General features: G+C 56.3%; 23 protein-coding genes. 8 read left to right on the top strand and 15 right to left on the bottom strand.

The genetic code is table 11. The features are described 5' to 3' along the window. Positions 1 to 75 precede the first annotated feature (75 nt). Positions 76 to 258 carry a 50S ribosomal protein L32 gene (gene rpmF / locus IE099_RS17980; protein WP_189573169.1) on the bottom strand — a complete coding sequence of 61 codons (183 nt, stop codon included), beginning with the start codon at positions 256 to 258 and terminating at the stop codon, positions 76 to 78. Between the two features lie 12 nt (positions 259 to 270). Beyond that, complete coding sequence (locus IE099_RS17975; RefSeq protein ID WP_189573165.1) at positions 271 to 765, bottom strand: DUF177 domain-containing protein; 495 nt, start codon at positions 763 to 765, stop codon at positions 271 to 273. Between the two features lie 49 nt (positions 766 to 814). Between IE099_RS17975 and aat the strand changes: the two genes are divergently transcribed. Next, positions 815 to 1384, top strand: coding sequence for a leucyl/phenylalanyl-tRNA--protein transferase (gene aat / locus IE099_RS17970; RefSeq protein WP_189573162.1), 570 nt, complete (start codon positions 815 to 817; stop codon positions 1382 to 1384). 134 nt (positions 1385 to 1518) lie between these two features. Continuing rightward, the gene (gene ykgO / locus IE099_RS17965) at positions 1519 to 1683 is read left to right on the top strand and encodes a type B 50S ribosomal protein L36 (RefSeq protein WP_189573159.1); all 165 of its coding nucleotides are present in this window, start codon (positions 1519 to 1521) and stop codon (positions 1681 to 1683) included. A gap of 192 nt (positions 1684 to 1875) precedes the next feature. Here the strand turns inward: ykgO and IE099_RS17960 are convergent, their stop codons facing one another. The 7 genes from IE099_RS17960 to IE099_RS17930 all read right to left on the bottom strand — a co-directional run bounded on the left by IE099_RS17960 (position 1876) and on the right by IE099_RS17930 (position 9770). Beyond that, entirely contained in the window at positions 1876 to 2883 is a 1008-nt protein-coding gene (locus tag IE099_RS17960; RefSeq protein WP_189573157.1) for a glutamine synthetase beta-grasp domain-containing protein, read from the bottom strand. A 155-nt stretch (positions 2884 to 3038) separates the two neighbouring features. After that, positions 3039 to 4277, bottom strand: coding sequence for a protein phosphatase 2C domain-containing protein (locus tag IE099_RS17955; RefSeq protein ID WP_189573154.1), 1239 nt, complete (start codon positions 4275 to 4277; stop codon positions 3039 to 3041). Positions 4278 to 4315: 38 nt separating this feature from the next. Further along, positions 4316 to 4690 (bottom strand): ORF6N domain-containing protein, encoded by a 375-nt coding sequence (locus IE099_RS17950; RefSeq protein ID WP_189573151.1) that lies wholly within the window; start codon positions 4688 to 4690, stop codon positions 4316 to 4318. A 55-nt stretch (positions 4691 to 4745) separates the two neighbouring features. Then, the gene (locus tag IE099_RS17945; protein ID WP_189573148.1) at positions 4746 to 6041 is read right to left on the bottom strand and encodes a glutamate--tRNA ligase; all 1296 of its coding nucleotides are present in this window, start codon (positions 6039 to 6041) and stop codon (positions 4746 to 4748) included. A gap of 110 nt (positions 6042 to 6151) precedes the next feature. Then, positions 6152 to 6613 carry an iron-sulfur cluster assembly scaffold protein gene (locus tag IE099_RS17940; protein WP_189573145.1) on the bottom strand — a complete coding sequence of 154 codons (462 nt, stop codon included), beginning with the start codon at positions 6611 to 6613 and terminating at the stop codon, positions 6152 to 6154. A gap of 18 nt (positions 6614 to 6631) precedes the next feature. Beyond that, the gene (locus IE099_RS17935; protein ID WP_189573142.1) at positions 6632 to 8248 is read right to left on the bottom strand and encodes a S1C family serine protease; all 1617 of its coding nucleotides are present in this window, start codon (positions 8246 to 8248) and stop codon (positions 6632 to 6634) included. Positions 8249 to 8273: 25 nt separating this feature from the next. Beyond that, positions 8274 to 9770 (bottom strand): S1C family serine protease, encoded by a 1497-nt coding sequence (locus IE099_RS17930; protein WP_189573139.1) that lies wholly within the window; start codon positions 9768 to 9770, stop codon positions 8274 to 8276. A 91-nt stretch (positions 9771 to 9861) separates the two neighbouring features. On the opposite strand from IE099_RS17930, the gene IE099_RS17925 reads away from it, so the two are divergent. Beyond that, the gene (locus IE099_RS17925) at positions 9862 to 10800 is read left to right on the top strand and encodes an agmatine deiminase family protein (protein ID WP_189573136.1); all 939 of its coding nucleotides are present in this window, start codon (positions 9862 to 9864) and stop codon (positions 10798 to 10800) included. 19 nt (positions 10801 to 10819) lie between these two features. Here IE099_RS17925 and IE099_RS17920 read toward each other — a convergent pair whose 3' ends face one another. Beyond that, positions 10820 to 12835, bottom strand: a complete 2016-nt coding sequence (locus IE099_RS17920; protein WP_189573133.1) for a S9 family peptidase — start codon at positions 12833 to 12835, stop codon at positions 10820 to 10822. 189 nt (positions 12836 to 13024) lie between these two features. On the opposite strand from IE099_RS17920, the gene purD reads away from it, so the two are divergent. Continuing rightward, positions 13025 to 14272 (top strand): phosphoribosylamine--glycine ligase, encoded by a 1248-nt coding sequence (gene purD, locus IE099_RS17915; protein WP_189573130.1) that lies wholly within the window; start codon positions 13025 to 13027, stop codon positions 14270 to 14272. A gap of 44 nt (positions 14273 to 14316) precedes the next feature. Here purD and IE099_RS17910 read toward each other — a convergent pair whose 3' ends face one another. Then, on the bottom strand, positions 14317 to 15210 hold the full coding sequence (locus IE099_RS17910) for a S1 family peptidase (protein WP_189573127.1): 894 nt from the start codon (positions 15208 to 15210) through the stop codon (positions 14317 to 14319). A 174-nt stretch (positions 15211 to 15384) separates the two neighbouring features. On the opposite strand from IE099_RS17910, the gene IE099_RS17905 reads away from it, so the two are divergent. The 4 genes from IE099_RS17905 (at position 15385) to IE099_RS17890 (ending at position 19248) form a co-directional block, all read left to right on the top strand. Then, positions 15385 to 16422, top strand: coding sequence for a DUF368 domain-containing protein (locus IE099_RS17905; RefSeq protein WP_194598404.1), 1038 nt, complete (start codon positions 15385 to 15387; stop codon positions 16420 to 16422). A 49-nt stretch (positions 16423 to 16471) separates the two neighbouring features. Further along, positions 16472 to 17242: a DUF502 domain-containing protein gene (locus IE099_RS17900; protein WP_189573121.1), complete on the top strand. Its 771-nt coding sequence runs from the start codon at positions 16472 to 16474 to the stop codon at positions 17240 to 17242. Positions 17243 to 17324: 82 nt separating this feature from the next. Next, positions 17325 to 17846: a GbsR/MarR family transcriptional regulator gene (locus tag IE099_RS17895; RefSeq protein WP_189573119.1), complete on the top strand. Its 522-nt coding sequence runs from the start codon at positions 17325 to 17327 to the stop codon at positions 17844 to 17846. 67 nt (positions 17847 to 17913) lie between these two features. After that, entirely contained in the window at positions 17914 to 19248 is a 1335-nt protein-coding gene (locus IE099_RS17890; protein WP_189573117.1) for a CPBP family intramembrane glutamic endopeptidase, read from the top strand. Between the two features lie 73 nt (positions 19249 to 19321). Here IE099_RS17890 and IE099_RS17885 read toward each other — a convergent pair whose 3' ends face one another. The 4 genes from IE099_RS17885 to larE form a co-directional block, all read right to left on the bottom strand. Then, positions 19322 to 20446 (bottom strand): hypothetical protein, encoded by a 1125-nt coding sequence (locus IE099_RS17885; RefSeq protein ID WP_189573115.1) that lies wholly within the window; start codon positions 20444 to 20446, stop codon positions 19322 to 19324. Between the two features lie 260 nt (positions 20447 to 20706). Then, positions 20707 to 21255: a putative Fe-S cluster assembly protein SufT gene (gene sufT, locus IE099_RS17880; protein ID WP_189573113.1), complete on the bottom strand. Its 549-nt coding sequence runs from the start codon at positions 21253 to 21255 to the stop codon at positions 20707 to 20709. Positions 21256 to 21331: 76 nt separating this feature from the next. Next, positions 21332 to 21709: a YbbD-related protein gene (locus tag IE099_RS17875; protein ID WP_189573111.1), complete on the bottom strand. Its 378-nt coding sequence runs from the start codon at positions 21707 to 21709 to the stop codon at positions 21332 to 21334. A gap of 12 nt (positions 21710 to 21721) precedes the next feature. Next, the gene (gene larE / locus IE099_RS17870) at positions 21722 to 22540 is read right to left on the bottom strand and encodes an ATP-dependent sacrificial sulfur transferase LarE (protein ID WP_229809581.1); all 819 of its coding nucleotides are present in this window, start codon (positions 22538 to 22540) and stop codon (positions 21722 to 21724) included. Positions 22541 to 22544: the final 4 nt, after the last annotated feature.

Here is a 22544-nt window from a genome sequence, read left to right as displayed (position 1 = left end):
GGCGTAAATAGAAACGGCGACGGAAATAACCGTCGCCGTATAAAAAACTAGTGAATTCGAAACAAAGTGGTCGAATTACACCACGTCGACGTCAAGGACTTGACGTTCGCGGTAAGTGCCACAGGAAGGACAAGCAATGTGTCCGGGAACACGGCTGCCACACTCGGGGCATTCCTTAAGCAAGGGTGCACGCCAGCGATTCGCACCGCGGCGCATTTTCTGCTTCATCTTGGAGGTTCTGCGTTTTGGAGATGCCATAGTAAGAAATGGTTAAGATTCGTCCGCCTGAAAGGAATCGAGAGCCGACCAGCGGCTGTCTCCTCCCTCGGGGGGCGCAGGGTCTACATCATCCGAGTCACCTTTGTCCACTGCTAAATAATGCGGATCGATCTCACACTCCTGGGGAGTGTCCGCAATTTCGCAGGTCGGGTGGTTTGGGATTTCCAGCAAAAGCTCTTCCCGCAAGGCTTCAGTAGCGTCTACTTCGCCGAAATTGCCTACTTCTACCGCAATTGCAGCGTGGGGGAGGTGAACGGTTTTAATGAAGGGATGGAGGGTGCGGACGCATTCGAATTCAAAGGGGCATGACAAAGAACCCTGCAGCAAAACCTCACCTTCGAAGCGTTGGACGTGCAAATCAAAGGAGAGCGGTCCCTTGGGCTGGGGGTCGCGCGGGGGCAAATCGAAGATGGAGGGATCCAGCTCGCCTTCCATTCGTTTTCCGGTCTCGGGGAGGGTGCCGAGGTCAATAATGAGTTTGTTCACTGAGAAGATTGTAGATTGAAAGTTCCCTTTTGGGTAATGAAATGAAGCCGTGGCGCAAATTCCTCCTCAAATCCTCATCGAAGCCTATTCACAAGGCGTGTTTCCCATGGCCGAAGATGGTGAGATCTATTGGTTCTCGCCCGAGATGCGGGGAATCATTCCTATCGATGAGCGCTTTCACATTCCCCGTGGACTTCGGAAGGCCCTTCGCAAAGAGCCTTATATTGTGCGGCGCGATACGGCCTTTCGTGAAACGATGGAGGGGTGCGGAGAGCGGGAGGAAACCTGGATTGATCCTGTAATCGTGGAAAGTTACTGCTCGTTATTTGATTTGGGGATGGCGCATTCCTTCGAGTGTTGGGATGAGGACGGATTGCAGGGTGGGCTTTATGGGGTGCGGATAGGGAAGGCCTTTTTCGGTGAGTCCATGTTCAGCCGCAAGGTGGATGCGAGTAAGATCGCCCTTGTTCATTTGGTTGAATGGATGCGCGAAGAGGGGATGCTCTTGCTCGATACCCAATGGTTGACCGCGCATCTCAAGCAATTTGGAGGGATCGAAGTGCCCCGGGGTGTTTATCTGGGCTTACTGGAAGAGGCTCTGGCGGATTTTGGAAAGTGAGGGGGAGGGCGGTGAGGAAAAGGGAAATCGCGCGTTTCCTGTATGGCGAAAAAAGGTGAAAACTCGACTCGGTTTTGCCTTTACAGACTGCTTTTGGGAAGTAGTCTCCCCGTCCCTCGCAAGGGGAAATTCTCATGAAAGTTCTAAGTTCTTTGGCTTCAATGAAGCGCCGCCACGCAGGATGTCAGGTTGTGAAACGCAAAGGCACCCTTTACGTCATCAACAAGACCGACCCCAAGTTCAAGGCTCGCCAGGGTAGCACCAAGGGCACCAAGCTTTCGAAAAAGGGCGTCAAGTAAGTTGACCCTTTCGAGCTGTTGCTCGAGTCCAGTTTTTCTAAAAGACGGCTTTTTTAAGCCGTCTTTTTTCGTGTTCGTCACTAGCCGTCAATTGGAGAGCGTCAATAGGAGAGAGGCTCTTTCAGGTGACAAAAAAACCCGAAGTCCGGAGACTTCGGGTTTTCACTAAAGTTTCAAGAACGACGATGCGTCCTAAGCCACTTCCTCGATAGTCTGGAGGATGCGAGCGGCGATCGCGTAAGGGTCACCCTGGGAGTTCGGGCGGCGGTCCTCGAGGTAACCTTTCCAGTCGTTCTTCGCGAAGCTGTGTGGAACGCGGATGGAAGCACCGCGGTCGGCGATACCCCAAGAGAACTTGTCGATAGACTGGGTCTCGTGAAGGCCGGTGAGGCGCTGGTCGTTGTCGGGACCGTAGACGGCGATGTGCTCTTCCTTGTTCTTGTCGAACGCAGCCATGAGCTTGTCGAAGTACTCCTTGCCGCCTTCTTCACGCAACTTGGTGGTGGAGAAGTTGGCGTGCATGCCGGAACCGTTCCAGTCGCCTTTGATGGGCTTGCAACGGAAGTCAACGTCGACTTCGTAAGCTTCGCAAAGACGAAGAAGGAGGTAGCGAGCCATCCAGATTTGGTCGGCTGCCTTGCGGGAGCCTTTGCCGAAGATTTGGAATTCCCACTGACCGGAAGCCACCTCGGCGTTGACGCCTTCGTGGTTGATGCCGGCTGCGAGACAGAGGTCGAGGTGCTCCTCGACGATCAGGCGACCGATTGCGCCGACAGCCTTGTGGCCAACGCCGCAGTAGTAAGGTCCCTGGGGCTCCGGGTAACCATTTTTCGGGAAACCGAGCGGGCGGCCATCCTTGAGGAGGAAGTATTCCTGCTCGAAGCCGAACCAAGCACCTTCGTCGTCGATGATGTCGGCGCGAGTGTTGGTGGGGTGTGGAGTGCCATCGGGAAGCATCACTTCACACATGATGAGATAGCTGTCCTCGCGAGTGGCGTCGAGATAGATAGCAACGGGCTTGAGAACGCAGTCGGAGTCGCCTCCATCTGCTTGACCAGTCGAGGAACCGTCAAAACCCCATTCTGGGATGTCTTCCAGAGTGGGCTCGGAGGAGAACTCCTTCATCTGGAATTTGCTGCGAAGGCCTTGGACAGGTGTTGATCCGTCGAGCCAAACGTATTCGAGTTTGTATTTTGCCATTGTTTAATGTGGTTCTTAAGAGAGTCCCTCGTGTTGCTTGGGAATCCATTTCACGAAAAAGCATGAACCATGCCAATTGTGTCGGGGGAAAGACAAACGGTTGGGTTCGGTTAGGTCAACGCAATAGTCTGTAACTGACTATTTTGTGGTTATGATTATCCATGCAGGGTGTCGATATCGGCAACGATGAGGGTGGTGTCATCTTTTCCGCAACTTTGGTAGGCCTTCTCGAGGATTTCATCGCGGAGTTCGCGCGTCTTCAGTTTGGACTGCATCGCTCCAACGATATGTTTCTCCCAGAGGCCGTCGGTGACTCCGTCTGAACAGAGGAGAAAGCGCGCTGGCAAGGTGAGAGGCGCGGTCCCGACCTGTGGGGTGATGTTGAGGTGGCTTCCGCCCATGACGTCGTAAAGGACGGAGCGGCGGGGATGTGTGCGATAGGCCATCTCGGTAATCTTGCCGGCCTTCCAGTCCCGCCAAGCGTAGTTGTGGTCGGTGGAAATGGCGCGGGGAAGTTCTTCCGCGGCGGGTTCCGACAAGTAGATGCGGGAATCGCCGATGTGCGCGAAATGGGCTTTTCCCGGAGCAATGTAAACAAGGGAAAGAGTCGCTCCCATTCCTTTGAGGGCGGTGAGATCTTTGGCTGCGACTTCGTTGAGCCCCTTGTGTGCCTCTTCCACCAGTGTGGTCAGGCGTTTGGCCATGAGATCATCGTTTTGCGCTGTGGCGTAGAGTTGAGAGGCATGCTTGCGGATCCATGAAATCACCAACCGCGAGGCGAGTTCACCTGCCGCATTGCCTCCCATCCCATCGGATACCGCAAGAACGAGGTGCTCGGGATCGAGGAGGATCTCGCCTTCGGAAGGGGAGTTGGTGGAGCCGTCGGGGCTGATCTGCAAGGCCAGCCAGAAGTCGTCATTGGCTTTGTGAGTTTTGCCCTGGCGCGAGGCGGCCGCCCAGGTGGCTCTGACCACGCTTGAGCACTTTTCGGAGCTTTCCTCCGCCTCGGAGTGGCCATCTTCCAAAATGGTCGCCAGTTCAAAGTCGATGAGGTTGAAGCGGCCTTGCTTGGAGTTGTATGTGACGTTGCGGGGCTCGGGATCATCGTGACGCACCCCGTAGTCGTGCTCCAATTCGTGAAACAGGGCGTCAGCCTTGGCTTTGGAGATTCCGTTGGCAGGAGCTCCGCAGTTGGTGGAAACAAAGTAAAGGTCCTCGGGATGCTCCTCCAGGACCTTGGGGACATAGGGACAGCCTCGCTCTTCCAGAGTTTTGAGAACGAGGATTTCGTTGGCGTATCTTTTGTCGGAGTCGGTGCCCCGGAACCATTTGTGAACCCGCCCTTGGAAGTCGAGCTTCACCTTGGAGCGGATACCGTCTTTCAATTCGCGCATGGCCTGATTTCAACCGACCAGCGAAGAGAACTCACGCCCTATTTTCCTGACTTTGCTTCCTTTTCCAAAAAGGTATCCAGAACGGCGACCGAGAGTTTGTCCGCAGCTTTGGTTTTCAATAAAAACGCCGACATATAGGCTCCCGCCTCGGTGAAGAGCAGGGGGGCAGTCGTGCGACTGTTGGCTTGTTTTTTGGTGAGGTGCTTTTCCTCAATCAAAACCTCCAGCTCCTTCTTTTTCGCGGGAAAAACAAAGCTTTTTGGAAAGCGGCTTTTGTTTTTGCCCACCATTTGCAAGAGGCTCGAAGTGGTGGTTCCAAGCATCTTGGCCAAATCGGCATCGAGGAGGAGATTCTGGTCCCGAAAGGTCACGACTTTCTCTTCAAGCTTCTTGAGTTCTTTGTTCTTGCTCATGCAAATGGAGGTGTGGGTTGTTCCAAGCAGGCGATGCGCCAGTTTGGAAATGGGCTTAACCTAAGAGGCTAACGGTGCGCTCGATGCGGCGGACCGATTCTTGTTGGCCAAGAATATCGAGAATAGCCCCGAGGTCGGGTCCGCCCCCCTTGCCGGATAGCGCGATGCGAAGGGGGAACATCAGTTGACCGGGCTTGGCGCCGTTCGCTTTGGCAGTCTCGGCAATGCTGTCTTTCGCCGTCGACCAGTCGGTAAGTTCGGCAAATTTGGAGGCCAAGGCGGAGAGAAGGCTTCCGGCTTGTTCGTTCTTGGCGACTTTGGCGAGTTGCTCCGGATCGATGGGATAGTCGGGATCGTTGTAGAACGCGATGGCGTCGGGCACCTCCGTCAAAAGGGAGACCTTTTCCTGAACTGAGGCCGTTACGGTCGCGAAATTGTCGGGAAGAGGCTGGCAATAGCTCTCCGCCGCCTTGGCAAACTCTTCCGGCGAGAGCGCAAGGAGGTGCTGTTGATTGAGCCAGGCGCATTTCTTGGCATCGTACTTGGCGGGAGCACGATTGATGTTTTCGAGAGTGAATTTCTCGATGAGCTCCGCAGTGGGAAAGACCTCGGAGTCATCTTTTGGAGACCATCCCAGCAGGGCGAGAAAGTTGACCGTCGCTTCGGGGAGATAACCCTTCGAGGCGTACTCGGAAACGGCCGCGCCTTCATCCCGCTTGGACATCTTGGAGCCGTCGGGATTCAAAATCAATGGAATGTGCGCATACTGGGGTGGCTCGACGCCCAAAGCTTCGAACAGTTGCAGATGCTTGGGCGTGTTCATGAGGTGATCTTCACCCCGGATGACGTGGGTCATCTTCATCTCCAAGTCGTCGACCACGTTGACGAAGTGGAAAACGAACGAGCCATCCGAGCGGCGGATCACCATGTCGGGCGTGTTGTCTTCGTTGGTGTAGTCGATGGTGACTTCGCCGCAGACCAGGTCGTTCATGACAATGGGTTTGCGATCGAAGCGAAAGCGCCAAGCCCCTTCGCTTTCGTAGACGCGACCTTTTTCCACCAAAGTATCGAAGTGCTTTTGATAGATCGCGGTGCGCTCGGATTGATTGTAGGGGCCGTAGTCGCCGCCTTTGCCCTCGCCTTCGTCCCAGTCGAGACCCAGCCAGCTCATGCCATCGAAGATTGCCTGACGCGCTTCGGGGGTGTTGCGTGCTTCGTCAGTGTCTTCCACCCGCAAAACAAAGGTGCCCCCGTGCTTGCGAGCAAAGAGCCAGTTGAACAGGGCAGTGCGGGCACCTCCTACGTGAAGGTAGCCGGTGGGCGAAGGAGCGAAGCGGGTTCGAACAGACATGGGTGGGAGTTAGGACACCTCTCTGCAAGACTCAAGACCCAAGAGTTTCGCTTCTCGCTTTTTGGCAAGATTCTATGGCGGACGTATTCCGCGTCGTTATCCCGACCGCCCTAGTCCTCGATGGGCACGATACGAATCGAGCCTTTGGGCTGGTTCTGGGCGATGTTGGAAGAGATTGTCTCGCCTGATTTGGACTCGGTGGAGGTGCCTTCCAAGGCGTTCTTGAGAGCGTTTTCCACCAGCTGCCCGCAGTGAATTTTCATGGGGGGCAGGGGGCCCAAGTCGCCGGTGAGGTCCTCCGGCTTGAGGGCGGCGGCTTCCTCCATCGATTTGCCTTTCAGCAATTGGGTCGCCATCGAAGCGACGGCAATCGCGGTCTGGCAGCCAAAAGCTTGGAAGGAAGCTCGGTCGATGACCTTTTTGCCGTCCTTTTCGGTAAACTTCAGCCACATCCGGACCATGTCCCCGCAGTCTGGCGAGCCAACGGTGCCGACGGAATCGGCGTCGTTCATCTCACCCACATTCTGTGGATTGGCCAAGGCCTCCCGGGCTTTTTCTTCGAAATCACTCATGTTGGTTCGGTGGGGGAGTTACTCGGACTCTTCCGTCTCCGTCTTTTCTCCGAGAGCTTCGGCGGCAATTGTTTCCACTTCGGCGGGGGAGAGCTTTTTCTCAGGAAGGCGGGAAAGGGTGGGCAAGCCTTGTTGGAGGAATTGCTGGTCGACTTGATCGGAGATTTCCGCGTCGAGGTAGATGACGCCAGGCGCCTCATCAAGTTCGATGGTGTGGATGCCATTCGCGGGAGTTTTTTCCAAAAGTGCAGCCAATTCGGCGATGTCTTTGACGGGTTGTCCATTTGCTCCGTTGACAATCATCCCGCCCAAGCGGTCGTAACCAATCGTAGCGGGATTGGGGAGAACCCGGGCCAAGAAGACGATGCTATTGCGCTCCTCCTCATAATCCTCGGGATTCTCCATGGCGTACATGAGGGGCAAGGGGGCGCGGGTGGTCCAGTTGTCACCGAAAGCTCGCAAATACTCGCGCGACAGTTCCTGAAAGACGAGACCACCTTTAATCAAGAAGGGTGGCGGGGAGTCGTTGATGTGGCGCGGGATGAGAGGAGGCTGGGTGGCTTCCAGGGTCGCGCTCAAGGTCTGCTCTTTGCCATCGCGTAGAATGGTCAGGGAGATGGTATCGCCAACGGTCTTGCCGCTCCTGATGAGAACGGTCCAAGTGAGCGGGCCGTAGTCCGGATGTTGGAAATAACCGCGTCGGTCCAGCTCGCTGCCGTCAACCGCGAGGAGGACGTCTCCCTTTTTCATCCCCGCTTTGTCTGCAGGCGAATCGGGTTTGACGCGCGAGATATAGAGCCCTCCGCCGTCTTCCGAAAGGCCGAGGTATTGGCGGAAGGATTTGTCCTCCGTGCGCTGGATGGCGCATCCGAGGGTCGGGAACCCTTCATAGATTCCATCGCGAGCGTCGCGAAGAAAGGTCTCGATGATTTCAGGTGCAATCACTTCGGAAATCTGGTCGTCGGAGTCGTAGGAAGTCAGCACGCCCAGAAACTTGCCATTGCGAGTCGCGGGCAGGGTGAAGGATGAGGAAGCTGACTGCATGGAGCCTTTCAGGATATAGGTCAGGAAGGAGTTGCCTGACAAAAATGTGGCCGAAGTATCCACCGCCCGAATGGAGGCAGTCGTCTTCAAGGTTGTGCCATTGTCCTCGAACTGCCAGACGTTGACCGGGTCACCGATCTTGGCTGGTTTGGCGATTTCCAGAGGAGTCTTTTTCGCCAAAAAGCCCGGGTCGCCAACTGGAGAAAGAAGCGCGAGGTTGGCCTTGTAATCGATGGCCACGACTTTGGCTTGAACGCTTTGCGAGGAATCCGCGGACTCGAGTTCCAGATAGGTCTGGTTGGCCACCATCTCGGCGGCAGTGATGATCTCGGTCGGAGAAATCAAGGTCCCCAGGCCACTCCGTCGTTGCGGGTTGTTCCGCTGCCAGGGTTGGCCGGCGTTGAAGGTTTGGATGGTGGCGTTCACGCGCACGAAGCTATCGAGGATCTGGTTCTCCTTTTCGCCAACCAGTTCGGTGGTCGGGGTCAACTGGACCTTTTGGAGAGCTGCGGAGTGTTCCTCGGGAGTGTCGGCCAGCAGGCTGCCGGTGGCGGTGAGCGAGGCGAGGAGAGTGTAGGAAAGTGTTTTCATTGGAGTAAAGAAAAGGGAGCTCGAGTTATTCGCCCAGATAGTGGTTGGAGGGAATGTTGTTGGTCTTCATCAGGCGTTGGTTGACGGCCTCGACCTTGGCACTCGGGATGACGAGTGGACGCCCCATGTTCTCGAATTCGATCACGGTGAACTCGGGTTGTTCTTTTTCATACAAGAGCTCGTAGGCATGCTTCAGGTCCCGCACCTTCTCGCCATTGATGGTGTTGATAACGGAGTCGGTGAAGCCGCCCATATTTGCGGTCAGTTCGTCGCTTTCCACCCGGGTCAGGACCAGGATTTCGGGGCGTTCGCGGAAGATGGCCTTGTTGAGATAGTTGGTGGTGAGGTGGCGAATGGTGACCCCCGTCAGACGGTGGGCTGACATTGCGTTGAGGGTCAGAGGCTGAATGACGAGACCTCCATAAAAGATATACTCGGGGCGTTCACCGTAGATGACGGTGAAGATGGGAGCGCCGGGCAGAGGCTTGAGAATGATCTCCGCCGACTGCCGGGAGCCGTCGCGCAGGAAGTCCAGTTTGACGGTGTCTTTCGCAAACTTGCGTTCCACGATTTCGTGGAGGACGAGGGTTTCGCCATCCACCGTGATGTTGCCGGCGGAGTCGATGGGGTTGCCGTCGATAGCGAGGAGAATGTCGTTCTCCTGCATGAATCCATCGCAAGGGCCATCGGGAATGATGCCGGTAACGAGCACGCCCCGATCATCGTCGGGCAGGCCGAGGGCTTTCCGCATCGCGGGGTTGAAAAGAGGAAAGGAGGTCAGTCCCAGGTCCATGTATTTGTCGTAACGACCGTCCTCGATATCGGTCAGGAAGCGGTTAATCACGGGGGTGGGGATGATATAGCCGGTGTTGTCGGCTTGAGTGAGGCCTTGAAAGGCCACGCCAATCACCTTGTCACCCTGGATGGCAGGTCCTCCGGAGTTGCCGGGGTTAATCGCGGCATCAACCTGAATGATGAGATGGGAATCCGAACGCGAGTGTGAATAGGGGCGAAAGTCGATGCGGGATACGATTCCGCGGGTGACCGAGAGACGGTCGCCGCCGACGGGATAGCCGATGGCGCGAACCTCGGAGTCGAGCTCGGGCATGCCCCCGATGGGGAGGTGAATGAGGCCTTCCAGTGGAGCCGGATCATCCAGGCTAATGAGGGCGAGGTCACAATCGTGGGCGATGTGCTGAATGGTGGCGGGCAGCTTGCGGGCCGAATTGCGCTGGGTCACGAGGATGCGCCGGGCATTGGAGACCACGTGAGCGTTTGTTAGAATCTGGTTGGGTCCGATTAGGAAACCGGTGCCATTGCCGCCGGAGAAGCCGCCGGCATTCCAAGGGGTGCCGTAGTCTGGGTTCTGGGTTGCGACCTCGATGCGGAGAACTGAATCGAAGAGGGTGGCTGCCTGCGCGGGCTTTTTTTCCACCAGGGCCACTGTCTCCGCAGGGGGAGCCAGTTGGGCTGCCAGAGGGGAGAGGCCAACAAGCCCACAGAACAAAGTTCGAATAATCATTGGTGAAACTCTAGTTTGAAAATGCAGACTGGCAAGCCCTCCGAAAATCTTTACAGAAGCGGCCGTGAGCAGATGCCAGGACTTTGATTTCATGATGCCAGCGGAATGGTCGCCAACAGAGGCGGTTTGGTTGAGCTGGCCCGTCGCGCCCCATCTCTGGGAAGGCGTAGAGCGTGAGATTGTGGAGAACGAGTTTGTGAGATTGGCTGAGGTCATCGGTCGGTTCGCAACGGTGAGGATATCGGTGTGTCAGGAAGAACGCGACCGCGTTGCGTCTTTGTTGAAGAATGCGGAAGTTTTTGCGATCGCCACTGATGATGTCTGGTGTCGGGACCATGGTCCGACCTTTCTCAAGAGTCCCAAGACTGGGGAAGTCGCTCTGGTGGATTGGACTTACAATGCCTGGGGCGGGAAGTTTGCTTACGAAAAGGATGCCCGCGTGGCCTCGGCGATAGGTGCACAGCTGGCTCTGCGCACCTTCGCCAGCAAGCTGGTTTGCGAGGGAGGCGCTTTGGAGAGCAATGGGGCAGGACGGATTCTCACTACCGAGTCAGTGCTCCTCAATCCGAACCGCAATCCGGACTGGAGCAAAGAAGAGGTCTCGGCCGAACTCCTTGCGAAGCTGGGCGCACATGAGGTGATCTGGTTGCGGGCGGGGCTCGAGAATGACGATACTGATGGTCACGTCGATATGGTGGCCCGCTTTGTGGGGGAGCAGAAGGTGTTGGCGGTGGAGTCGGCTACTAGTAATCTAGTAGATAACTGGCAGAAGTTGGAGGACGCCGGTTTGGAAGTCGTAGCCTTACCCTTCGTGGGCGAGATTGCGGAGGGAATCGAGGGGAGCTATGCCAACTTCCTGATCGTGAACGATGGGGTCGTCGCTCCGCAGTATGGTCTTTCGACCGACTCACAGGCGCTTGAGATTATTTCCAGAGCCTTTCCTGAAAAGCAAGTGGTTGGCTTCGATTGCCGTATCCTCGGGCTTGAGGGCGGGGGGGCGCATTGTCTGACCCAGGGACAGTGGGCATAGCAGGACGTTTCCCAACAGATTAGGAGCGGGGTGGCAGCAGGGGCTCGTAGCTGCGGTTGTGAACGTGCTTCTCGAACCACTCGAGCTCCTTGTTGATGCGAAAGAGCCGATGGCTGGGTTTCTTGAAGCCATGGGGTTCGCCCGGGGCCACGTAGAGCTCGGTCTCGACTCCCAGATCGCGGAGTGCGCGGTAGAGCATCTTGGATTGGGTGGCAGGGACACGGACGTCCTTTTCTCCTACAAAGATGAGGGTCGGGGTGGTGACTTTCCAAAGCTCATTGAAGACCGAGGTCTGAACATAGTTTTCGGTGGGGGCGTTCTTTTCCCAAGGCTTGCCTCCAAACCACCAGCCCCGGTTGTAAGCCGCGTCGGATTCGCCGTATTGCGACATCCACTCCACGGCACCCGCACCACTGGAAGCGGCCTTGAATCGGTCGGTGATGGTGATGATCTTATTGGTCATGTGCCCGCCGGCGCTCCAACCCTTTTTCACCAGCTTTTCAGGGTCGGCGAGACCGCGCTCGATCAAGGCGTCGACTCCGCTGAGAACATCGAGGTGGGAGTTGCGGAAATAGCCACCTACCATGTCGCGCAAGAATTCGTCTCCGTAGCCAGTGCCTCCGCGATGGTTGGTTTGTAAAGTTCCGTAGCCTTGCCGGGCAGTGATGGGCAAAAAGTCCCCGGTCTTCCAAATTCCGTATTGGTCGGTGCTCCGGGGGCCGCCATGAGTCTGCACGATGAGGGGGAAGGGCGCGTCTCCGTCCTGATAGCCGAGGGGGTAGGTGAGGAGACCTTCAATCGAATGGCCATCCGCACTTTCCCAAGTGATCTTCTCTTGCCTGGGGAGGAGAAACTGCTTTTCGATTTGGCTGTGTTGATTTGTTAGGCGGGCGGGCTGGCTCTCGCCTTCGGGTAGGATCCAATAGTCTCCCGGGTCGGTCGCGCTTTGGATTTTGAGGAGATGAACTTCTTGGTCGGGGAGGTAACTCCAGTCGGTGAGAGTGAAGTCGCCGGAGGTGAGAGGAGTCAGGAGTGCTGGGCCGATTTGATATTCGAAAAGATGGGTTGCGACCCCGATGTTGGCAGTGAGGAAAAGGCTTTCTCCGGATTCCGACCAAGAAAAGGAGCGGAATTCGCCCGCGAAGTCCTCCGCGATGAGGGTTGTTTCTCTTGTGTCGCGGTCGATGAGAAACAGGTTGGTGTTGTAGTAATTTTCTCCCGCGCGATTGACTCCCGCGAGGTAGGCGATTTGGCTGCCGTCGGGTGAGAAGCGGGCTCCGCCTTCCTGATAGAGATTGTTAGAGATTTGTTCGGTCTCCTTTCCATCGGGAGAAGAGACCCAAAGTTCGGAGCGATGGCGTAGGTCGAGAATGACTCCGGGGGCCAGGGAGAGCAGGAGGTGTTCACCCTTTCTGTCGAAGCTGTAGTCTACTACCGACGCTTCGGGAACGCTGACTTGTTCGACTTCACCCGTAGTGATTTCGACCCGCCAGAGGTGGCGATGGCGCTCCGGATCCTCGAAGCGGGGAATGAGGGTCTTGTCCTTGATTTGCTTTTCCTCTTCTTTCTCCCGAGCTGGAAACGCCATGAAGTAGATGAAGGCTCCGTCGGGGCTCCATCGATGTTTAGACGGAGCCTGCGGCAATTCTGCTAGTCGACGGGCCTCGCCTCCGTCGTTGGGGAGGAGATAGATTTGGTATTCATCGTCACCATCGCGCTTGGTGACGAAGGAGAGGTTGCGTCCATCTGGAGACCATTGCGGTTCGCGGATTCCCGTGGTTCCGAATGTCATCTGACGTTCCGAACCGGCTTGGTGGACCTGCTTTCGCCAAAGCTGGTCCCGCCAAAGATTATCTTCCCAATCGACCTCGCGCTGAAGATAGAGAAAGGATTGGCCATCGGAAGAAAGTTCGCCCTTGGTTAGATGATTGATGGAAAGAAGATCGACGGCGGTCATGGCCTGAGGCTCAGCCATGAGCAAAGAGCAGTTGGTGAAGACGAGGGAGGCCAGAAAGGAGAGCGGTGGACGGGGCATTGTGAATTGAGAGGTGGAAAAGCGTTATGGTGTAAGCAGCAGGAATTAAGCCGAAAATACCGGCGATCTTGCATGGAAATCGACAATTGACTGCAGTCGGGTCGGAAAAGTGACCGATTTTTTACTCTTACATTCTGGCTGCACAGACTTCGGGGTTGAGCCAACGGGGCGGGTGGTACAGAAAGCGGGATGAAAATACTCGTCGTTGGAAAAGGTGGTCGTGAGCATGCCCTCTTGCGTGCACTGCTGGAGTCCGGTCAGGAAGTCGAGCTCTACTGCCACCCCGGCAGCGATGCGATTGCCGAAATCGCCGAACCCGTGGAAGCTGGTGGAGTTGCCGAATTGGTGGGGTGGATGCTCGGCAAGAAGATCGACCTCTGTGTAGCGGGGGAAGAGAGCTATCTGGTCAAGGACGAGGGGCTGGCCAATCTGTGTGCGGACGCGGGGATTCCCTGCTGGGGACCGCGCAAGGAATCTGCGATGCTGGAGGCGAGCAAGGCCTTCGCCAAGCTCTTCATGCAGCGGCATGAGATTCCGACAGGCAAGGCCTGGGTGTGCGAGTCGATTGAGGAAGCGCAAGATGCGATCGGTGGTCGCTTTCCGACGGTATTAAAGTTTGACGGGTTGGCTGCGGGCAAAGGGGTCGCTGTTTGCGGCGACGAGCATGCGGCGAACGAGTTTTTGACCGAGGTCTTTTCCCGCAAGCGATTCGGGGGCGGCAAGTTGCTCGTTGAGCAATATTTGGAGGGTCCCGAGGTTTCAATTTTCGCGGCGGTCAGTGGAGAGAACTATGAAATCTTCACTCCCGCGCGTGACTACAAGCGTATAGGTGAAGGGGATCAGGGGCCGAACACCGGCGGGATGGGAGCGGTCGCCAGTCGCCAGTTGGTGACGGCAGAAGAGTTGGCTCGAATCGATTCCGAAATCGTGAAGCCGACCGTTGACGGACTGATTAAGGACGGTCTGGAGTATCGTGGCTTTCTTTATTTCGGCCTCATGATGACTGCCGATGGTCCGAAGATTATTGAATACAACTGCCGCTTCGGGGATCCGGAATGCCAAGCGGTGATGCCTCTGGTTCAGGGTGATCTCGCGCAATATTGTTTGGAAGGCGCACAGGGTCATCTCAACTCCGAACTCCTGACTTTCGACAACGGCTGGAGTGTTTGCGTGGTCTTGGCCAGCGCGGGCTACCCGGAAAGTTCAAGTAATGGTGACGTGATCTCCGGCTTGGATGAGCTGGAGGGCGCGCGGGTTTATCATGCTGGCACCAAAAAAGAAGCAGGGCAGTGGGTGACAAACGGGGGGCGGGTTCTCGCCGTTGTCGCTGGAGCTGAGAGCCGGGAGGTGGCGGTGGAAAAGGCTCACGCCGAAGCCGCCAAGGTGACCTTCGATGGGAGCCAACGCCGTGCTGATATTGGCATACTCCACTTCTAGTTGAGGTCTTTTGTCGAAGGTCGGGGTGAACCCCGGCCTTTGGATCAGCTGACGGGGTCAAGTTCTCGCGAGGGCTTTTCATCGGCGTTCTCGTCGACGCCTTCCGGTGATTTGCTCGTGGTGAGAAGGTCTTCAATGACGAAGCCAGGCACGCAGCTTTTCATCACCATCTGCAGTTTGGTTGGGCCGGTTTCGGTTTTGTTTTCGTAGTAGATGCTGCGGGTGCTCGCGACCATACCCACGACTTGATTGTCCGCGTTGATGATTGGTCCACCGGACGAGCCTTTCGCAAAGTCCGCGGTGATCGACATCACGGGAACCATGGCGCGGTCTTTCCGTCGCATGGTGTTGTAGCGAGCGACCTTGCCAAAGCTTTGGTAGAAAAAGCGTTGGTTGGGATTGCTCAGGCAGGAAATGTCCGCGCCGACCTTTGCAAAATCCTTGGCGATTGGCAGGGGAGTGAGTCCGGTGATATCGGCGCGGAAGATGGCGACATCGTGGTCCTTGTCGGCCAAGAGAATTTCCAACACGGGATAGACCTCTCCCTTGCGGGTTGAAATGGCTGCGGTCTCACCGTGCAGGGTTTCGATGACATGGTAGTTCGTGCAGAACAATCCGTCCGCGCCCACCACCCAAGCGGTGGCCAAGCTGCCCGGGTGCCAGCGGTCGCATTTGCCGCAATCGTAGACGGAGCCAACCATCACCACGGAATCCATGGGGGCTTCGGGTGCGGAGACGGCGGGTAGGGGCGGCATCCCCTTGGGCTTCGCAAGCTCTGCTTTGAGGCTTTCGACCCGAGGGAAGTCGCCACTTTCGGCCAAGGCCCCGGCCTTTTTCTCGAAGTTGTGAATCAAACCGGCATCGTTGATGATGACTGGCAATTCGCGGGCGAGAAGCGTGCCAGGTAGGAGACAGGCCGCAAGGAGCAGATTCTTCATGCGTGGACTCTCGTCTCATTGCCCGAGAATACAAGGTTGCAGGCGGGGCAAATGGATTTTCGCGGAGAGCCTGGTTCAGAAGGGGAGGCGAAGTGAATGGAGTTTGTCGGGAAATAGCGCGAAATGAACAGGGCGCGGGATTGCCAATAGGAGAAATCCTTGAATGATTCCGCGGTGCGAGAATTTGTTCTGACGGCCCTCAAGGGCTTTGCGATGGGGGCGGCCAACGTGATTCCCGGGGTTTCCGGGGGGACGATAGCCTTTATCACGGGGATCTATGAGCGACTCATTTTGGCGCTCAAAAACTTTGATGTCGCGACGGTGAAGTTGCTTTTCAAAGGGCGCTTCAAGGAAGCCGCGGAGAAAGTGGACCTCCTCTTCCTAATCGCTCTCGGAGTCGGGTCGGTAGTCAGTATCGTTGTTCTGGCGGGGGCCTTGGGGAGTGGATTTGAGCGGTATCCGCTCCTGGTCTGGGCCTTCTTCTTTGGGTTGATTGCGGCTTCTATTCCTTTGGTTGGAAAAATGATCACGCGCTGGAGCCCCTTGGTAATCGGCCTGGGGGTGCTTGGATGCGCGCTCGCCGTCTCACTCGTTTTCCTCCCTCCGGCGCAGGAGAATACCAACCCGATCTACTTGGGGCTGTGCGGGGTGGTGGCCATTTGCAGCATGATCATTCCGGGGTTGAGTGGGTCCTTCGTTCTCGTGCTGATGGGGAATTACAAGCTCATCATGTTGGACTCGGTGAGCGCTCTTTCCAGTCTCGAGCTCGGCGAAGCTCTTCCCATTCTAATTCCTGTCGGGGTTGGTGCGGTCGTGGGCTTGATTGTCCTTTCCCGCTTTCTCAACTGGCTTTTCAAGAATTATCACAATGAGGCGGTCGGCTTGATCACTGGTTTTGTGCTGGGTTCTCTCGCGGTGATTTGGCCGTGGAAGGAAGAGATCCCCAAGCGTGATGAGAATGGCCTCATCGTCGTGAAAACAGAGGAGCGGAACCTCGAAGGGCGACTTGGAACGCTTGCTCAGGTCAAGGCTGATAAGAAAAAGGGGGAGGAGATCATCGTCGCCGGTTATGGCAACTGGTCGGGGCCCAAATTAAACAAAGGTATGGATTGGGCGGCCTTCGGTTGCATGGTGGCGGGAGCTCTCCTGATCGGATTTGTAGAGTGGGTGGCTCATCGGGGGCAAATAGTTGTAAAAGACGACGAGCAATGATTGCCTAGAGTGGCGAGACGGGTCATTGTCCTTTTTTTTCCCAGCACGAATGCCAGAGCCAGACCACCCCGATCATCCCAAAGCGAGTATTCCGAAGCGAATCTTTAGTCTATTGCTAGCTGGCTTGGCGACCGTCATTCCCATTGTTGGAACGGTATTTCTTTTATCTTGGATCTATAAAGCGCTCCTGGCTGTCGGCCGGACCTTGATTCTCGGCATCGTTCGAGCGCTCGACTGGTTTCGAGGGGTCGAGTATCAGGGGGATTCCTTGGATAAGATGGAGAGGATTGTCTCTCCGGGAGCTGAAGGAACCGCCAATGTCGAAGGCTGGTTGGAGAATCTCCAGACCCTCAATCCTGTTATCTGGTTTTTCGTTCCGATTATCTTGCTCGCCTGCGTGGGCCTGGCGGTCACGAATCGTCCGGGTCAGGCCGTCGTCAACTGGGTGGATGGAGCTTTGACCAGGGTTCCCTTCATGGGATTCTTCTATTCCACCATCAAGCAGGGGGTGGACGCCTTTCGCGACATGGGAGGAGCTCGCAAGTTCAAAGGAGTGGCTTGGGTGGAATACCCGAGCCCGGGCTGCCGGTTACTGGGGTTCGTTACGGGTACTTTTCAAGATGCCAAGACGGGCAGGGATGTGACTGCGGTCTTTATTCCCACCAGTCCCAATCCCTTGACCGGATTCGTCGTGGTCGTGGATGATGAGCGATTGGAAGTGAGCCAGTTGACGGTCGAGGAAGCGACGAAGCTCCTGCTCTCCGCTGGATTGGTTGCTCCGGACCACTTGATGAAGGATGCCGCCAGCAGTGGGGTCTAGCCTTGTATTCCCAAAGGAAATCCGACGTTGCGACAAAGATTGGGATTGACTCTCACCGTATTTTCAGGAAATTCTGAAAAAGATGACCGACGCTTCCACCCAGTTCGAGCAGACGCGTGATGATTTTATCTCGCAATGGGGGGTGATGGGGACCCAGTGGGGAATTAACCGCACAATGGCCCAGATTCACGCCCTTCTGATGACTGCCGTGGAACCCCTCAGCACTGACGAGGTGATGGCCGAGCTGAACATCAGCCGCGGCAACGCTCATACAAATTTAAAGGAATTGGTGAATTGGGGCCTGTTGCGAATCATCACCAAGAAAGGGGAGCGGCGCGAGTTCTTCGAGGCAGAGAAGGACGTTTGGGAGATGTTCCGCCGCATCATGCGGGAGCGCAAACGACGCGAGCTCGACCCCGCTCTGGCAGTATTGACGCGTTGCAAGGAAGAGACGGCTGGCATCGAGAGCGAGGAGGCCAAGGTTTTTCATAAACAAATGACTGAGTTGGAAGAATTCATGTCTTTTGTCTCCAAAATGAGCGACCGGGCTTCGTCATTGCCGCAGAGTAAAGCGATGCAAATGGCGATGAAGCTGCTGGGATAAGTTTTGCTGCTGTCGAAGAAAAGTCTTTTAAATTTGGCTCGTAGGGGGCTGACATCCGCCCCTTTTCATGAACGACCTCTATCCCTATCGCCAGTCCAGCCATTCGTCGGCGTTGGGAGAGTATCGGAGATTGGCCCTGCAACCGGGGAATCGGTGGCTGTTGCTCTTTGCCTGCATCGCTTTGCTCTTCGTGGTGGTGCGGGGATATCTCGATGAATCGGATCCCTATGAAGTGACCTGGTCCGCTACCCGAATGGCGGATGTGGAGCTCTCTGCGGCGGGGCATGCCGAGTCTTGGCCGGCGTGGGTCAGATGGTTGGTAGGACTTGAGACCCGGGATGAGGCGTTGGACTGGATGGCGGGAGAATTCGCCCACTTGAACAGCAAAAACGAGCTCACAGAGGAGGGGCAAGAAGCTGCCGCGATGATCGCGGCCTTGGCCAAGGGCGACCTGACGAACTATGAGCAAGTCGACTGGGAGGAAAGGTATGCCCAAGGGGCGTTCGCTTGGGAGCGTCTCGCCGCCGAACGACTGCTGGAGGAGAATCCACCCGGCTGGTGGTTGGAATGGGAGCGGGAATATCGATTGAGCGACCAGCGCACTGCTTGGACCGCAGTGGCTGGCAGTGCCCTCTGGTATGTGGCTTTCCTCGTAGGGCTGCCCTTCATCCCGGCCGCACTGCGGTGCTTCCAGCTCAAGAATCACAAGCCGCTTTCCCCGCTGATTCGTGCCTGGCGTCCGGATGCGGTCACGGTGCGGTATATCTTATCGGATCTACTGGCTCTGGGTATTTTGATTGCGATTTCCTCTCTCGTGCCGGTCGAGATTTGGGAACGGCATTTCGGACTGACACTCATTGTAACGGACTCGATTTGGCGACTCTCGGGGCCGATCTTACTCGCTCTCTTTCTCGTCGTGAAATGGCGCCATGCTTTGCGGATCTTGGGGTTGACGCTGCGCCCGGTCCTGCCCCCGATTATGGGCATGGTAGCCTTGGGATTCCTCTATGATTGGTTCCTCTATTTCACTGTTGGACAGTTTTTCCGAGGGGAAGAACTGAATGTTCTCTCATCGGTCGAGGAAGGGGCTTGGGGGCTGGCCTTCGCTATTGTCTCGGGCGTTCTTTTGGCTCCTGTGGTAGAGGAAGTCGTCTACCGCGGATTTCTCTTTCAGTCCTATGCCCGGCGTTTTGGATTTGTCGCGGCGGTGCTGCTTTCCACCGCTCTTTTCACCATCGTTCACTACTATGGGATCTGCGGTAGCCTCTCGGTAGCCTTCTTCGGCTTTGGGGCGTGTGCTCTCTATCGGGCGACGGGGTCGCTTTGGACTGGGATCGTTTTTCACTCGCTTAACAACGGCTTGATCACGCTATCGATGTGGCCGCTCTTCCACTCTTTCTGAGGGGAGTCTGGAAAGAAAAGAAGGAGCGACCCTTTCGAGCCGCTCCCCCTGGACCCTATGAAAAAAGGTGTTTCTACTCGGCCACGACCCGCACGAAGAGTTCGCTTTGTTCGAGTGGCAATTCTCCGGAGAGAGTGACTTCGACTTCTTCGATGTCATCTTGAGAGCTCACGACGGCCAGCGTCGCGCCCGGATCCGCCGTCCAATCGCCCTCTTCCAGAGTGGTCGAGGTGTAGACGGTGTATGTGAGATTGGTAAGCGTTTGGGTGCGGCGGGTGAAGTGGAAGGTCCCGTCTGTCCGGCTCAAGGCGGTCGTCATCGGGCTGGGTGAATCCGCGGAGAGGGGATTGAGCCCGAAAGCATATTCGTAGCTATTAAGTAGGCCATCACCGTCGTCGTCGCCATCCTCACCCTGGACGGCACCAGTTGCTGCGGCCCAGACATTGTAGTCGTCGTCCACTGCAGCTTCATCAATCCAAGTGACGTGCAGGTCATCAATGCCCAAGCCGTGATCATTGCCTGAATCGTTCACGTCGATCCATCTCAGCATCACATACTCGCCATCGGCGACCGAGATGCCGGGGTTCGAAGAAATCTCTGTCCGGTTTTCATCCGCGTTTCCGTCCAGGGTCAAGGTGTTGGCGACCGCAATTGGGCTGGTGAAGCTGAGGCCTTGATGCGAAATCCAACCGAAGGGGAGCTCATTCGCATAGTCTGTCGTGTTGATGATGTTATAGTTTCTATAGTAGGAGAACTCGAGGGTCTGTGCGGTGTCGTTCCCTCCGTTGCGCCACTGCTCACCAGTGTAGCTTACGGAATTGATGACAAGGGTGGTTCCCGAGTTATTTTGAAAGAGGACCCCGTATGCATGGCTTCCGGCAGAAGTGGAAGCGACTGAACCGAGGGCGCGGTCAGTGGATTGGGACGTGCCGAAGTTGTAGAACTGGGGAGAGTTGGATGACCCTGTTCCCGAAAAGAGGTCGAAGGGGCTTGTGCGTCGGTCGGCATACCATCCTTCCAGCGTCGAGTCGTCATTCCATCGGGTCGCTCCACTTGCGGGCAGTGAATTGAAGTCCTGCGAGTAGCTGCCCGTCCCAGTCATGACGATGGGACCGGCGACCAAGGGAGTGATGCCCAAGGAGGTCAAAGCCAGATAGTGAAGGGGGGTGGGCCATGCCGAGTGAGGTTTCGAAATCATTGATTCAGAGGTATTGGGATCTGTGAGTTTGCCGGGCGCTGATTCACCTGGCGGATTGGCGGGACTCGAGCAGAATTTGAACCGATTTGCTCTATTGTGTAATTTTGACGAAAAATGCCAGATCGTCCATTTAGGGGCGGCGTGGTCATTTGGATAGGCGCCCGGAATCTGGCCTCTCTTTGAAAGGGCAAAAAAAACCGTGGCCTCCATTGAGCGGAGGTCACGGTCGGGCGAAAATTGAGGAAGAAGGGAAAGCGGGACTACATCATGCCCAGCTTCATCTTTCCTTCCTCGGAAATCATATCCTGATTCCAAGCGGGCTCCCAAACGACTTCGACTTCGGCATTCTCGATGTTGTCGAGGGTCATGATGCGGGCTTGGGCGTCGGCGGCGATGACAGGTCCCATTCCGCAACCAGGTGCGGTGAGGGTCATCTTGACATGCACCTTCACCGCCTCAGGATCGGAGTCGTCGATGGCGCAGTCGTAGACGAGACCGAGGTTGACGATGTCGACCGGAATCTCGGGGTCGTAAACTTGCTTCATCTGGTGCCAGATTTGTTCTTCGAGGGAAGCGTTGGCCATGGCCTCGTCTTCGGCTGCCTTCTCTTTCTTAGCCTCCAAATCGATTCCCAGTGCGTCGGTGTCATCACTGGAGATGCGGGCCAATCCGGCAGAGGTGGCGACGGTGTAGGTGCCGCCCAAGGTCTGGGTCACCACGACCGGTGTGCCTGCCGGCAAAGTGATGGAATCACCAGAGGGAATCTGAATGGCGGTGACTTCGCGGGAGAGCGCAATTTCTTCGTTCATGGGCAAAGAGTGGAACGGGTTGGGGCGAAGGGCAACTTTTTAGCTGGTCCTTTTGAGAATTGGACGTTCGGGGGGCTCAAGGGGAAGAGGTTTGCATGCGATAGAAAATCTTCTCGCCGCCCGGGGTCAAAGTGAAGGTCCAGACCTGATACTGATAGGTCCGGGGTTGCGAGGTTTCGCGGAGATGGGCGAGAAAGGCGGGGAGGTCTTTCTTTTTCAAAGAAAAACTGCCGGTGGAGGTGTTGCGATCGAGGTCGTTTTGAATCACCATGTCGAAAGTGGAGTCGGGGAGAATCTCGGGAAGCCACCCTCGTTCGAAGAGGCGGTCCACCTGCGCTTCCTCCCGGGTGGAGTAGTGGTCGATGACCGCATGGAAGTTGCGAAAAGTGAGAAAAAGGAGCCAACCCATCAGGCTGATAGCAAGCAAGACCAGTGAGAGGCTCAGCTTGTGCATCCTCATGAGTTCCTAGCGAGAAGTAGCCTTCGAAGATAGGGTCTGATTGAGAGAACCGGACTGGTAGCCGCCCAGGTCGAGGGTGATGTAGAGGAAGCCGATAGGTTTAAGTGCTTCGACTAGTTCGCTGTGTTGGGCGATAGCTTTTTCGAATTGGCCGGGGTGCAATTCCAAACGGGCAATGGTGTCGTGATGGCGAACCCGGTGACCGGTGAAGCCGAGGGTCTTGAGAATGAGCTCGGCCTTTTCCACTTGAGAAAGCTTCTGCGTGGTCACCTCCGAACCGTAGGGGATGCGGGAGGACAGGCAGGCGTTCGCAGGCTTGTCCCAATTAGTCAGGCCCAACTCCTTGGCGTATGCACGGATGGCTTCTTTGCCAACCTTGCATTCTTGCAAAGGAGAGCGCACGCCGTGCTCACGGGCGGCTCGCAGGCCGGGGCGATGGTCGCCGAGGTCGTCGGCATTGGTCCCGTCCAGAATCCAGCGATAGCCTTCCTGGCCGGCATAGGCGATGAGAGTGTCGTACACGTTGGTTTTGCAGAAATAACAACGGTCGGGATTGTTGACCTGATAGCGCGGGTCTTCGGTTTCCGTCGAGGAGAGCTCGATCAATTCACAGCCAATCTCCTCCGCTACTCTGCGGGCGTCCGCGAGATCGTGCTTGGCGAGCGAGGGGGAGACCGCGATGGCTGCGGCCGCATTGTCGCCGAGGTAGTCGAAGGCGAGCTTGAGAACCAAAGTCGAATCAATACCGCCGGAATAGGCCACCAACACCCGGTCCATGCCTTTGATAATGGATTTCAGTTGAGCGCGGTTCTGAGGAGTAAGCACGGTT

It is taken from the genome of Roseibacillus persicicus, assembly GCF_014651675.1.
GTDB lineage: Bacteria > Verrucomicrobiota > Verrucomicrobiia > Verrucomicrobiales > Akkermansiaceae > Roseibacillus > Roseibacillus persicicus.
This window is presented reverse-complemented; position numbering and strand designations above follow the sequence as displayed.

Bases quoted from the DNA above. Each gene is read 5' to 3' on its own strand.
- rpmF (WP_189573169.1), bottom strand. From the start codon at position 258: ATGGCATCTCCAAAACGCAGAACCTCCAAGATGAAGCAGAAAATGCGC.
- ykgO (WP_189573159.1), top strand. From the start codon at position 1,519: ATGAAAGTTCTAAGTTCTTTGGCTTCAATGAAGCGCCGCCACGCAGGA.
- IE099_RS17960 (WP_189573157.1), bottom strand. From the start codon at position 2,883: ATGGCAAAATACAAACTCGAATACGTTTGGCTCGACGGATCAACACCT.
- IE099_RS17955 (WP_189573154.1), bottom strand. From the start codon at position 4,277: ATGCGCGAATTGAAAGACGGTATCCGCTCCAAGGTGAAGCTCGACTTC.
- IE099_RS17950 (WP_189573151.1), bottom strand. From the start codon at position 4,690: ATGAGCAAGAACAAAGAACTCAAGAAGCTTGAAGAGAAAGTCGTGACC.
- IE099_RS17945 (WP_189573148.1), bottom strand. From the start codon at position 6,041: ATGTCTGTTCGAACCCGCTTCGCTCCTTCGCCCACCGGCTACCTTCAC.
- IE099_RS17940 (WP_189573145.1), bottom strand. From the start codon at position 6,613: ATGAGTGATTTCGAAGAAAAAGCCCGGGAGGCCTTGGCCAATCCACAG.
- IE099_RS17935 (WP_189573142.1), bottom strand. From the start codon at position 8,248: ATGAAAACACTTTCCTACACTCTCCTCGCCTCGCTCACCGCCACCGGC.
- IE099_RS17930 (WP_189573139.1), bottom strand. From the start codon at position 9,770: ATGATTATTCGAACTTTGTTCTGTGGGCTTGTTGGCCTCTCCCCTCTG.
- IE099_RS17925 (WP_189573136.1), top strand. From the start codon at position 9,862: ATGATGCCAGCGGAATGGTCGCCAACAGAGGCGGTTTGGTTGAGCTGG.
- IE099_RS17920 (WP_189573133.1), bottom strand. From the start codon at position 12,835: ATGCCCCGTCCACCGCTCTCCTTTCTGGCCTCCCTCGTCTTCACCAAC.
- purD (WP_189573130.1), top strand. From the start codon at position 13,025: ATGAAAATACTCGTCGTTGGAAAAGGTGGTCGTGAGCATGCCCTCTTG.
- IE099_RS17910 (WP_189573127.1), bottom strand. From the start codon at position 15,210: ATGAAGAATCTGCTCCTTGCGGCCTGTCTCCTACCTGGCACGCTTCTC.
- IE099_RS17900 (WP_189573121.1), top strand. From the start codon at position 16,472: ATGCCAGAGCCAGACCACCCCGATCATCCCAAAGCGAGTATTCCGAAG.
- IE099_RS17895 (WP_189573119.1), top strand. From the start codon at position 17,325: ATGACCGACGCTTCCACCCAGTTCGAGCAGACGCGTGATGATTTTATC.
- IE099_RS17890 (WP_189573117.1), top strand. From the start codon at position 17,914: ATGAACGACCTCTATCCCTATCGCCAGTCCAGCCATTCGTCGGCGTTG.
- IE099_RS17885 (WP_189573115.1), bottom strand. From the start codon at position 20,446: ATGATTTCGAAACCTCACTCGGCATGGCCCACCCCCCTTCACTATCTG.
- sufT (WP_189573113.1), bottom strand. From the start codon at position 21,255: ATGAACGAAGAAATTGCGCTCTCCCGCGAAGTCACCGCCATTCAGATT.
- IE099_RS17875 (WP_189573111.1), bottom strand. From the start codon at position 21,709: ATGCACAAGCTGAGCCTCTCACTGGTCTTGCTTGCTATCAGCCTGATG.